The 11299-nt window shown below is 70.7% G+C and carries 9 protein-coding genes and 1 pseudogene; 3 read left to right on the top strand and 7 right to left on the bottom strand.

All coding sequences use genetic code 11. From position 1 onward, the window contains the following. The 3 genes and pseudogenes from ASF25_RS23995 to ASF25_RS22110 all read right to left on the bottom strand — a co-directional run. Window positions 1–162 (bottom strand): annotated as a pseudogene (locus ASF25_RS23995) (sugar transporter); the annotation flags it as partial. Between the two features lie 248 nt (window positions 163–410). Further along, window positions 411–1859 (bottom strand): LTA synthase family protein, encoded by a 1449-nt coding sequence (locus ASF25_RS15805; RefSeq protein WP_244473059.1) that lies wholly within the window; start codon window positions 1857–1859, stop codon window positions 411–413. A gap of 41 nt (window positions 1860–1900) precedes the next feature. Further along, window positions 1901–3832: a capsular biosynthesis protein gene (locus tag ASF25_RS22110; protein ID WP_082502819.1), complete on the bottom strand. Its 1932-nt coding sequence runs from the start codon at window positions 3830–3832 to the stop codon at window positions 1901–1903. Between the two features lie 430 nt (window positions 3833–4262). Here ASF25_RS22110 and ASF25_RS15795 point away from each other — a divergent pair, with 430 nt between their 5' ends. The 3 genes from ASF25_RS15795 to ASF25_RS15785 are packed head-to-tail and all read left to right on the top strand — an operon-like array spanning window position 4263 to window position 7228. After that, window positions 4263–5570, top strand: coding sequence for a capsular biosynthesis protein (locus ASF25_RS15795; RefSeq protein WP_056172234.1), 1308 nt, complete (start codon window positions 4263–4265; stop codon window positions 5568–5570). Between the two features lie 39 nt (window positions 5571–5609). Beyond that, window positions 5610–6377, top strand: coding sequence for an SDR family NAD(P)-dependent oxidoreductase (locus ASF25_RS15790; RefSeq protein ID WP_056305783.1), 768 nt, complete (start codon window positions 5610–5612; stop codon window positions 6375–6377). Continuing rightward, window positions 6374–7228 carry a formyltransferase family protein gene (locus tag ASF25_RS15785; RefSeq protein WP_056305781.1) on the top strand — a complete coding sequence of 285 codons (855 nt, stop codon included), beginning with the start codon at window positions 6374–6376 and terminating at the stop codon, window positions 7226–7228. The genes ASF25_RS15790 and ASF25_RS15785 overlap by 4 nt, the downstream gene beginning before the upstream one ends. 295 nt (window positions 7229–7523) lie before the next feature. On the opposite strand, the gene ettA is transcribed toward ASF25_RS15785, so the two are convergent. The 4 genes from ettA to ASF25_RS23715 all read right to left on the bottom strand — a co-directional run bounded on the left by ettA (window position 7524) and on the right by ASF25_RS23715 (window position 10872). Further along, complete coding sequence (gene ettA, locus ASF25_RS15780) at window positions 7524–9176, bottom strand: energy-dependent translational throttle protein EttA (protein WP_056172228.1); 1653 nt, start codon at window positions 9174–9176, stop codon at window positions 7524–7526. A gap of 237 nt (window positions 9177–9413) precedes the next feature. Beyond that, window positions 9414–9683 (bottom strand): hypothetical protein, encoded by a 270-nt coding sequence (locus ASF25_RS15775; protein ID WP_056305778.1) that lies wholly within the window; start codon window positions 9681–9683, stop codon window positions 9414–9416. A 14-nt stretch (window positions 9684–9697) separates the two neighbouring features. Continuing rightward, on the bottom strand, window positions 9698–10549 hold the full coding sequence (locus ASF25_RS15770; protein WP_244473058.1) for a DNA/RNA non-specific endonuclease: 852 nt from the start codon (window positions 10547–10549) through the stop codon (window positions 9698–9700). Between the two features lie 26 nt (window positions 10550–10575). Beyond that, window positions 10576–10872: a hypothetical protein gene (locus tag ASF25_RS23715; protein ID WP_244473057.1), complete on the bottom strand. Its 297-nt coding sequence runs from the start codon at window positions 10870–10872 to the stop codon at window positions 10576–10578. Window positions 10873–11299: the final 427 nt, after the last annotated feature.

Raw genomic sequence — 11299 nt, 5'->3', positions numbered from 1 at the left:
GGTCAGATCCACGAGTTCGTAGCGCGCGAACGTGCCCTCGCTCGTCGACACGTCGGCCCCGTCCACGATGGCGCCCGTCGTCGGGCCCGCACCGGGTAGGATCGAGGAACAACCGGACACGAGGCATGCCGTCAGGGCCGCGAGAGCCGCTGTGCGAACCATTCAATTTCTCCAGGCCGGGTTTCGCGCGAAGCGCGGTCCGGCAGTGCCGCCCATTCCGCGACGGCGAGACCGGGAGCGCCTCGTCTCGACGTCGAACCCGGCGGCACGTTCGCGGGCAACCCGTCATCCCTATGGGGCAAACGCTGCCATAAGATTAACGGATCGTTGTTGCGCGAGGCTGGATTTCCAGCCGACCGGGACGTCTCCGCCCAGAATGCGTCACGAGGGTGGCACGGTCACGCTTGGGCTTACGGCACCGTTGGCGACGGTCGCCCTCGATCCGGGGTGACCTCCGCCCGCAGCAACCGCCCGAGGGCGTCGGCGGTGAGATCGACCCTGGCCGGGACGGGCTGCACGCCGCCGAAATGCAGCACCGCGTAGTCCGTCGCCGTGCCGCCGAAGCCGGGGCGGCAGTTCGGCAGGGCCGGGGCGTGGTCGCCGAACACGCAGAGGGTCGCCGAGATCCCTTCGCGCGCAACGCGGTCGTCCAGCCCGGCGATGAGCCTGTCCACCGCCTCCCCCGTATGGGCCAGGTGGTGGAGATACTGGGCGTGCGGATCGTCGAGGCCGGGCAGACGCCCGGGCCTCCACGGCCCATGGTTCTCCATGGTGACGCAGAACAGGAACAGCGGACCGGTCCGGGCCCGGATCTCCACCAGAACCCGCTCGGCCAGGGCGATATCGCCGACATACGGTCCGACGCGGGGGGCGTCGGCGAAGTCCTCCTCCATGACGAGGCGGTCGAACCCGAGGCGGGTCACGACGGCGGCGCGGTTGAAGAAGTCGCGGTGGAAGGGGTGGACGAACAGGGTCGCGTAACCGGACCGCCGGGCGAGGCCGGCCAAGCTCGTCGGCTCGGCGCCGCCCCCCGTGAGGTAGGGATCGAACCGGCCGAAACCGAGATCCTCGGCGTCGCGACCGGTGAGCACCGCGTGCTCGGTCCGCATGGTGTAGGCACCGTGGGCCGGCACCCGCAGGCGGCCGTACCGGGTCGCGCGGGCGCGCAACGCCGCCATCACGGGCAGGGCGGGGCCGCCGAGGCGAACCGGATCGACGAAGGATTCGAGCTGGACCACCACGACGACGCGGTCCGGTGCCCCCGAGGGGACGATGGCCCGTGGCGCCTGTTCGACCGGCGCGCGCAGGCTCAGCCAACGTGCCGCATAGGCCAGGATCGTCGCCGGCAGGCCGTAGCGGGCGATGTCCGCTTCCAGGGCGGGCGCGGGGAAGCGCGCGGCGAGCCAGCGGCTAAGGACGCCCTGCCCGGCCATCCGCGCCAGGGTCCAGAGGGTCAGAGGCAAGGCGATCACCGCCAGTACGGCGACGCTCGGCTCGTGCGGCAGTGCGGCCGGTTCGACCCAGTACCAGAGGACGACTCCGAGGACACTCGCCAGGATCGGCCCGGCCATCCGCGGATCGGTGAGGGGCCGGGTGTAGTAGAGTTCGGGGTGGCGCGGCACCTGACGCAGGAGGGCGAAATCGCTGAACACCAGGGGCTCGCCGATGACGCCGCGCTTGAGCCGGCTCACCACCGTCAGGATCGCCACGGTGAGCACGCAGGAGAACCCCGCGAGCCAGGGGCGCCACGAGAACGCGAACCAGAACGCGGCCACGAGGGCGTAGGCCGAGAGTCGCACGGCGAGGTCGCCGGGACGCCGGCCGATGGGGCGCACGCCGCGCCCGTCGAACGCCTCGATGGCGAGGCTGAGGGCGAGGGCGGTGACGAGGGCCGTGAGGATCAAGCCGGGTCCGCCTTGTCTGGAGTTTTCGCCATGGGGGATGCGTCCTGCGCACCCGGCCCGACTCCCCGCCGGGCACGCAGGAGCCGGACGATGGGGTTGAGCACGGCGTAGCGCGCCCGCATGGCCAGGAGGGTGCGGCGGCTGAGGGCGAGCGCGGAGGGCGCCGTGGCGTCGCGCTCGGCGCTCAAGCGGTCGAGGAGCTGCTCGGCCGAGCACGGCTTCATCGCCACGGGATCGAGGTAGAGCGGGTAGAGCAGGAGCGTCCCGGCCACGAGTTCGTCGAGGGCGAGGCGCCGTCCGCGGTCGGCGTCGGGCGCCAGATCCTCGGTCAGGCCCCAACCCGAATAGAACGGGCGCCCGTGGACCGCCACGGTGAGGCCACGGATCAGGGCCTCGAACCCGGCCAGCGACGTCATGGTCTCGACGTGGTGCGCCCGGTCGAGGAGGTCGACAATGGACAGCCCGCCGACGATGCGGTCGGCAAGCGCCAGGGTCTCGGCCTCCGGAATCCTGCCCGGCCGGAAGCCGGCCTCGACGTCGGGATGCGGCTTGTAGAGCAGGAAGGCGTCGGGGTTGCGGGCGCGGGCCGCCGCCAGCAGGGCGCGGTTCGAGCGCACCACCGGCGAGCCGTGCCGCACGGAGGCGTCGTCCTCGACCTGCCCCGGCACGAGGACGATGCGGCGGTCCGTCGGCCACGATCCGGATTCGTCCGACAGGCCGACATTGTACTTCGTCAGGCGCCGCGCGACGACGAGCCGGCGCAGGGCTTCGGCCCGCGCCACGAGATCGGGCGGGAAGGCGGCGGTCTTCAGGATGCGCGCGAGGCGGCTGTCCTGCCGCGGATCGTAGTAGATGCCGGAATCGTCGACCACGATGGAGGCGCCGGGCTGCAGGCTGGCGCCGAGCCCGACGGAGCGCAGGAACCCGTCCTCGACCCGCCACAGGGGCAACCCCGCCTCGGCGCAGAGGGCTTCCAGGCGCTCGGGCATCCGCGTCGCCCAGGCGAGGACCCGGGCGCCGGGGGGCGCACGGTACACCGCGTCCTCGGCCGCCATGGCGTGGATGGGTGGGCCGAACGGGCCGGTTGTGAAGGCGTCGAGGCCGGGCCGCTTCCACCGCGAGATGCCGACGAGCACCGTCGGCCGGTCGTTGTCGCGGAACCGCGCCCGCAGCCACGCGACCTTGTCGAGGCACTCCGCGCGGGCGATGGGCGCGCGGGTCCAGGGATCGAACCAATGGATGCCGGCGCCGTAGGCGTCGTCGAGCTCGGTCGGCGGATCGGCTTCGACCACATCGGCGCCCGCGAGGCGCGCCGTGCCGGCGCTCGCCGCATCGCCGGTGAAGACCCGCGCGGCGGCGGTGCAGGCGGCCCAGGGGTCGACGGGGGCCCGCACGACCCGCAGGCGCGGCGCGGGTGCGAGATCGGCGCAGCCCTCGGGGCCGGCGGCGACGAAGTCCACCTGCGGGTGACGGGCCAGCACGCCGGCGACGAAGGCCCGGGTCCGGGCCGGGTTCTCCGCGCCGTCGAGGAGGATCAGCGCCGCGCCTTCGATCTCGGCCACCGTGCCGGCCCCTGCCGAAAACCGGTTTCGGCCGTGCAGGCGCAGATGCGCCAATCGGTCGGCCAGGGCCGGATCCGCCGGGACGCCGCCCATCGGCGCCCCGTCGAGGGTGAGGCGCAGGCTCGCCATCCCCGTGGCGGGCGTGTCGTATGGGCTGAGAATCGGTCCCGGCGCGACCGTGAGTACCGGCCGCCCGAGACGGCTTAAGGCGGCGACCGTGACGCCGTCCGCACCCCACACGACCGCGACGGCGCCGGGCTGGAACGGGTGGGCGAACGCGCTGCCCGTCGCCGCCGCGACCTGCGTGCGCAGGGCCCGGATGGTCCGGCCGGTGGAGAACAGGGAAGGCGGCGGGTTCGGGCGCATGAACGGTTCGACCAACACGGGAGGGCCGCCGCGTCCGGCCCGATGCTGCAGGCTCTAGAGCATCGGCCCGAACAGTGGGAACCGGTTTTCGGGCCGGTCGACCCTGAAACACCGCGAACGCGCAAGCGGCCGTCCCGATGCGACCCGTTCGCGGGGCCCGATGCGACCCGTTCGCGGGGGCCCGATGCGACCCGTTCGCGGGGCCCGATGCGACCCGTTCGCGGGGCCCGATGCGACCCGTTCGCGGGGCCCGATGCGACCCGTTCGCGGGGAATGCCCGTCTGCCAGGGCCGCGTGGCCGCCGGGTCACACGGATTAAAATTCGTTTTGTGTAACCATGCCTTAAGATTGCTGCCTTTCAACGGCTATGCGACGTCTTCCATCGTGACATTCGCCCGGGTATCCGGGCTTCAGGACCCCGCGCCTCGGAATGCTGCAACCCCGCGCCCCCGCGCATCGCGACGGACCCGCCACGTTCCTGTTCTTGCAGGGCGTCGCCTCTCCGTTCTTCTCCGATCTCGGGCGCAGCCTCGAGGAGCGCGGTCACCGGGTCCGGCGAATCAATTTCTCCTCCGGCGACTGGCTGTTCTGGCGTCTGCCCGCGGACAATTATCGCGGGTCGTTCGAGAACTGGGGCGGGTACGTCGCCGAGTACATCGCCCGGCACGGGGTCACAGACATCATCCTGTTCGGCGATTGCCGGCCCTACCACGTTGCCGCCCGTGCGGCGGCCGAGCCGTTGGGCGTGCGCCTCCATGTGTTCGAGGAAGGCTACCTTCGGCCGAACTGGATCACCTGCGAACTCGGCGGCGTGAACGGTCACTCGTCCCTGCCCAAGACCGCCGAGGCCATCCGGGCCGTGGCGCGGCGCCTGCCGCAGCCGGGGCGTGCCATGCCGTCGAGCGGGGACATGGCGCGGCGCAGCCTGTGGGATGTGGCCTACAACATCGCCAATTTCGGCTTCCCGTACTTCTTCCCGCATTTCCGCAGCCACCGACCCAACCACATCGCCGTCGAATATGCCGGCTGGATCAAGAAGTTCGCCCGCCGCGCCCATACGCGGCGCGAGGCGGCCCGGCTCAACGAGGCTTACACGGCAGTGGGGGTCGATTACTTCCTGCTGCCGCTTCAACTCGACAGCGACTACCAGATCCGCGTCCACTCCCCCTTCCTCGGGGTCGAGGCGTTCATGGACCGGGTGATCGCCTCCTTCGCCGCTGATTCGAAGGGCGCGACCCGGCTCCTGATCAAGCTCCACCCCCTCGACAGCGGTTTGATCAACTGGCGCAAGTACGCCCGTCACTCGGCCAAGCGTCACGGGGTCAACGACCGCCTCGACATCATCGACGGCGGCGATCTGCCGAGCCTCATCGCCGGCAGCCGCGGCGTGGTGCTCGTCAACAGCACCGTCGGCATGCTGTCCCTCGAACTCGGCTGTCCGACCCTCGCCACCGGCGAGGCGATCTACAACCTGCCGGGCCTCACCCATGCGGGCGGCCTCGCGACGTTCTGGACGGCGCCGGTGGCGCCGGACCCCGACCTGATGCGCGATTTCCGCCGGGTCGTCCTGCACCGCACCCAGGTCAACGGCGGCTTCTTCTCCCGCGAGGCCATCGCTCGGGCCGTTGCCGGGACGATCCCGCGCCTGGAGGCGACCCTCCCGGCCGCGGCACTCGCCGCCGCCCAGGCCGGCCGCGCCGAGACCGGGGATGCGCAGGATCTCGCACCGGTCTACTGAAGCGCCGGTCCGCTCCCCTTTCCAGAACCCACAGAGCCGATGCCCGTCATCCTCATCACCGGCGCGTCGAGCGGCATCGGCGCGGCGCTCGCTCGTCATTACGCGACGCCCGCCACCACCCTCGTGCTGCACGGCCGCGATGCCGCACGCCTGGACGCCGTGGCGGAGGCCTGCCGCGCCAGGGGCGCGATCGTGGAGACCGAGCGCCTGGACGTGCGCGATCGGGCCGGCATCGCCGCCTGGCTCGCGGCCACCCACGCCGCCCATCCCCTCGACCTCGTGATCGTCAACGCGGCGATCAACGGTGGCGACCCCGGCGGCGACGTCGAGACGTCCGCCATGGCGTTCGAGACCGTGGCGGTGAACCTCGACGGAGCTCTCAACGTCGCCCTCCCCTGCGTCGACCTCATGCGCGCCCGCGGCACCGGTCAGATCGCCCTGGTCTCGTCGCTCGCCGCCTTCGCGCCCCTGCCCGACGCGCCGGCCTATAGCGGCACCAAGGCCGCCCTCCTCGCCCACGGGCTGGCGTTGCGCGAAAAGCTCAAGCCCCACGGCGTGAAGGTGAACGTGGTGACGCCGGGCTACGTCCGGACCGCCATGGGCGGCGAGTATCAGGGCTGGCGACCCATGGAGATCGACGCGGCGGACGCGGCCGCCCGCATCGCCAGGGGGCTGGCCCGCGACCGGGACATCGTCGCTTTCCCGTGGATCATCGCGGCCCTCGCCCGCGGCTCGGCCCTGCTGCCCGAATCCCTGCGGCGCCTCGGCATGAGCGGGTTCAAGTTCAAGATCCGGACCGGCCGATGAGCCGCCCCCGCCTCGCCCTCTTCGTCCTCGAGGCCCTGCCGAACGCGCGCGCCGTCCGCCGCTTCGTCACGGACCATGCGGCCGACATCGCCTTCGTCGGCCTGTCCAATGCCGAGCGTCCGAGTTCAGGGGGGCTCATCGGTCAGGTGCGGCGGCATCTCGCGCGCTCGGGGCCCGCGATCCTGCCGTATCTCGGGGTGAATTTCGGGCTGCCCGACCTGCTCTCCCCCCTGTCCGGGCTGACCCGGCGGCTGGCGGGAACGACGGACACTCCCACCGCGACGCGCCTGAAGGCCCTGTGCCACCGCCTCGGCATCCCGACCCTGACCGTGGACGACGTCAACGGGCCGGAGGTCGCGGCCCTGTTCGCGCGTCACACACCCGGGATCATCGTCACCTTCCACTTCGACCAGATCCTGTCAGGCGCGACCCTGGCGCTGGCGCCGCTCGGCGGCTTCAACGTCCATCCCGGCCTGTTACCGCGCCATCGCGGTCCCGTGCCGACGATCCACGCCCTGGCCGAACCGGAGCCGGCTTTCGGCGTCACGGTGCATCGCCTCGCCGTCACCATCGATGCCGGGGCGATTCTTTCACGGGAAGCGGTGACATTGCCGGCCGACACCACGGCGACGCGGGCGTCCGTGATCCTGCACGAGCACGGACGGGTGCTGCTGGACCGCGTCCTGGCGCAACTCGCCGACGGTACGCTGCGAGAGGGCGAGACGCCCGCCATCCTGCCCTATTGCCCGTTCCCGGACCGGGCCCTGCTGACGGATCTGCGCCGGCGCGGGCGAAAACTCACGGACGTGCGGGATCTGGGCGAGGCCCTGGCGCTGAGCGCACGGGCCTGAGGCGGACGTGAGCGTCGATCCTCTCCCCGCTCGCGGGGCGATCGCACATGGTCACCGGTGTCATTCCGAAGCGCCCCAGGCGAACCCGGACCCGAAGGGCCGCGCCGAAGGAGTGCAATCGAGAGCCGCCGACAGCGCAAGACTTTGTTAAACCGGTGTTTCTGGGTCCCGGGTTCCGCTGCGCGGCCCCGGGATGACAAAGCGTTGCGAACTTCAGAAGGCTCGAAACGCGATATGCGGTCCCCTCTCCCAGCAAGCCGGGAGAGGGGATGCGCGCCGAGCGCTGGTTCGCGGCCTACCGCGAGAACTTCTTGTACTTGAGCTTCTTCGGCATCAGCGAATCGGTGCCGAGGCGGCGCTTCTTGTCTTCCTCGTAATCCGAGAAGTTGCCTTCGAACCACTCGACGTGGCTGTCGCCCTCGAAGGCGAGGATGTGGGTGGCGATGCGGTTGAGGAACCAGCGATCGTGGCTGATGATCACCGCGCAGCCGGCGTAATCCTCCAGCGCCTCTTCCAGCGCCCGCAGGGTCTCCATGTCGAGGTCGTTGGTGGGCTCGTCGAGCAGCAGCACGTTGGCGCCGCCCTTCAGGGTGCGGGCCAGATGCACGCGGTTGCGCTCACCACCCGACAGGGTGCCGACCTTCTTCTGCTGGTCGGAGCCCTTGAACGCGAAGGCGGCGCAATAGGCACGGGAATTGATCTCGCGTTTGTTGAAATAGATGATGTCGTTGCCGCCCGACACTTCCTGCCAGACCGTAGCGCCGGGATCGAGGGCGTCGCGCGACTGGTCGACGTAGCCGAGATGCACGGTCTCGCCCACCGAGATGGTGCCGCCATCGGGTGTCTCGGAGCCGGTGATCATCTTGAACAGGGTCGTCTTGCCGGCACCGTTGGGGCCGATGACGCCGACGATGCCGCCGGGCGGCAGCTTGAACGACAGGTCCTCGATGAGTAGGCGGTCGCCGAACGCCTTGTTGAGATGGTCGAACTCGATGACGTTGTTGCCGAGCCGCTCGTCGATGGGGATGACGATCTGCGCCGAGGCGTCGATCTTGTCGTTCTGCTTCGCCACGAGTTCGTCGTAGCGGGTGATGCGGGCTTTGGACTTCGACTGCCGGGCCTTCGGCGAGGCCGAGATCCACTCCTGCTCGCGGTTGATGGCGCGCTGGCGGGCCATGTCCTCTCGGCCTTCCTGGGCCAGACGCTTCTGCTTCTGGATGAGCCAGGCCGAGTAATTGCCCTCGTAGGGGTAGCCCCGGGTGCGGTCGAGCTCGAGGATCCAGCCGGTGACGTTGTCGAGGAAGTAGCGATCGTGGGTCACGATCAGGATCGCGCCGGGATACTGCTTGAGGTGGCCCTCCAGCCAGTTCACCGTCTCGGCGTCGAGGTGGTTGGTGGGCTCGTCCAGCAGCAGCAGCTCGGGCTCCCACAGCAGGAGCTTGCACAGGGCGACGCGGCGGCGCTCGCCGCCGGACAGAGTGGCGACGGGCATCTCGTCGGTGGGGCAGCCGAGCGCCAGCATGGCCTGATCGACCTTGGAGTCGAGCTCCCAGAGGTTGCCCGCCTCGATCTTGTCCTGGAGGGCGGTCATCTCGTCCGCCGTCTCCTCGGAATAGTTCATGGCGAGCTCGTTGTAGCGGTCGAGGAGCGCCTGCTTCTCGGCGACCCCCTCCATGACGTTCTCGCGGACCGACTTGTTCGGGTCGAGCTGGGGCTCCTGCGGCAGGTAGCCGACGCGGGCGCCCTGCGCGACGAAGCCCTCACCGGTCCATTCCGTGTCGATGCCGGCCATGATCTTGAGGAGCGTCGACTTGCCCGAGCCGTTGATGCCGAGCACGCCGATCTTGGCGTCCGGATAGAACGACAGATTGACGTTATCGAGAATCTTCTTGCCGCCGGTGTAGGTCTTGGTCAGACCCTTCATGTGGTAGATGAATTCGCGCGCCATGCCGGTATCCTTGACCTGTGGGATCGGGGCCCTTCCGGGCACGGCCGATGCCGAATGATGGGGTGCGCGGCCCCGCGGCGGCCCTTTGGGGAGCCGGCCGGGCCTCGCACGATGCGCCGTCGGACGGTCCGGCCCTCGCCGTCGTCGAACCGCTCCGGGCCAATCGCTTCGCCTGATGAGTGTTGCGCCGGAGTATCAGGGCGGCGCGGGACCGGCAAGAAGATCGGACGCGCGGCGTCAGGCGAAGGGGTTCTTCACCACCTCCGGGGCTGTCGTGGCTTCGGCGATCGCCTCGGGCAGGCTCTGCCCTTCGAGGGCCTCGACGATGGCGGTGACCGTCGCCCGTAGGGCGCGCGCCCGTTCCAGACCGGCGCGATCCCGGGTCAGGTCGAGGGAGCCGTGCACGGCGATGCGGTCGCGACCGTTTTCCAGGCAGAGGCCGCCGATGGTCCGCACGGCGGCCGCGTCGGCGAAGGGCCGGAACACCGGCGGCGTCGTGTCTGACATGCGCGTCTCCTCTCTCAGAAAATCGCCCGCATCAGGTCGCGCCACAGGCGCCGGGCGAGGCGGTGCAGCTGGTTCCTGGCCCAGGCCTCGAACGTATCCGGTTCGCGAGTCCGCCCGCGCGGCGGCCCGCCGGCTTCGTCACCCCGCGAATAGGTGCGCGGCTCGGGGAGGTCCATGGCGCGACGCTTCACCGAGTCGGGCAGTCCCGGAAACACGTCGAGGCCGGCGACACCGCGCAGCTCCGCGAGGGACACGGCCCGCCACTCGGCGTCGTCGCGGTTGGGCACGAGGTAGGCGCCCGCCTCTCCCCTGGCCGGATCGTACAGCGCCTTGAACAGCTGCGTCGGCACCAGGACCCGGCCGTTGATCGCCTGCACGCTGTCCCCGGCATAGACCGGGCCGGTGACGACGAAGAGCGTGCCCCGGGCGGTGGCGAGGCGGCGCACGCTCTCCTCGATGGCCGCCCACAGGCCGCGATTCACGGCCCGGTCCTGCGGTACGATGTTGGCGAGGGTGAAGGATTGTGCCTGTGCGGCCCTCGTCGGCATATCGCCGGCCGGCGCCATGTGGCCCCGGTCGAACCCGCTGCGGACGTAGTCCTCGAGATGCGCCCGCTCCGCTTCCGGCAGGGCGTCCTCGTCGTGGAAGTCATCGACGCGGTCGACGGCGCGCGCCGCCGCGACGCTCGACCGGGTCAGGCGCTCGGCGGCATAGATCGGTGTCCGCGACACCCCCGAATGCAGGAGGGCGAACGCCGCGTAGCACAGGGGCGTCGCCTGCCGCGCGAGCTTCGGGTTGACGAGGTCGGGCCGCATTCCCTCCGCGAACTGCTCGGAGCAGGTCTGCGCCTGGGCGGGCCCGCTCAGGAGGACGAGGAGGGCGAGGGCGCGAATCAGAAGCACACCCGGACCTTGCGGGGACCGGACGGCGTCTCGCGCCAGCGATAGGCGCAGGGGCGCCCGAGGGAGCCCTCGAAGGGATGTACGTCGCGGTCGGACGGGCCGGGGCCGGCCTGGTGGCGACAGGGATGCCGGCCCGGACACGCAGACGTGAACGGGGTCCGGTCGACGGTGCCGCGGGGAGCCGTTTCCGCGGCCCGGGCGCCCCCGGCCGGCAGTCCGCAGACGAGGGCGAGGCCGGTGGCGAGGCAGCCCGATCGGAGACGGCGAATCATCGGGCGAGAACGCATGGTCTGCCTTCCTGCTGTCCCCTGCCTGCGGGCCCATGCCTGCGGGCCACCGGGAGCGACCGCACCGTTGATCGGCGACGGCCGGAGGTTTAACTGCCGCCCTTACGCCGGACGCTCGCGCCTGTCATGGGGGGCGGGACGACCGGCCCTGAGCCCATGCGTGGCAAAGCCGTGCAATGACGTTATAAGTGCAGATTCAAGGGTCCCGGCTCAGTCCAGGGATCAACCGTTGGGATGGGGGAGCCGGCGCCGTGGGTGGCGAAGGGTCAGGCCCGTTCGGGCGGTCACCAGCGAACAACGGGTCAATGCCAGTGTCTTCAGCCAATCCCTCGATTCTAGACGGTCTCGACGAGACGTCCGCGCTGCGTCGGCTTCCCGAGAGCGATCTGCCTGCGGTGGCCGAGGCGGTGCGGGCCGAGATGATCGA

This window comes from Methylobacterium sp. Leaf100, from assembly GCF_001422845.1.
GTDB lineage: Bacteria > Pseudomonadota > Alphaproteobacteria > Rhizobiales > Beijerinckiaceae > Methylobacterium.
This window is presented reverse-complemented; position numbering and strand designations above follow the sequence as displayed.

Bases quoted from the DNA above. Each gene is read 5' to 3' on its own strand.
- ASF25_RS15775 (WP_056305778.1), bottom strand. From the start codon at position 9,683: ATGTCAGACACGACGCCGCCGGTGTTCCGGCCCTTCGCCGACGCGGCC.
- ASF25_RS22110 (WP_082502819.1), bottom strand. From the start codon at position 3,832: ATGCGCCCGAACCCGCCGCCTTCCCTGTTCTCCACCGGCCGGACCATC.
- ASF25_RS23715 (WP_244473057.1), bottom strand. From the start codon at position 10,872: ATGCGTTCTCGCCCGATGATTCGCCGTCTCCGATCGGGCTGCCTCGCC.
- ASF25_RS15795 (WP_056172234.1), top strand. From the start codon at position 4,263: ATGCTGCAACCCCGCGCCCCCGCGCATCGCGACGGACCCGCCACGTTC.
- ettA (WP_056172228.1), bottom strand. From the start codon at position 9,176: ATGGCGCGCGAATTCATCTACCACATGAAGGGTCTGACCAAGACCTAC.
- ASF25_RS15790 (WP_056305783.1), top strand. From the start codon at position 5,610: ATGCCCGTCATCCTCATCACCGGCGCGTCGAGCGGCATCGGCGCGGCG.
- ASF25_RS15785 (WP_056305781.1), top strand. From the start codon at position 6,374: ATGAGCCGCCCCCGCCTCGCCCTCTTCGTCCTCGAGGCCCTGCCGAAC.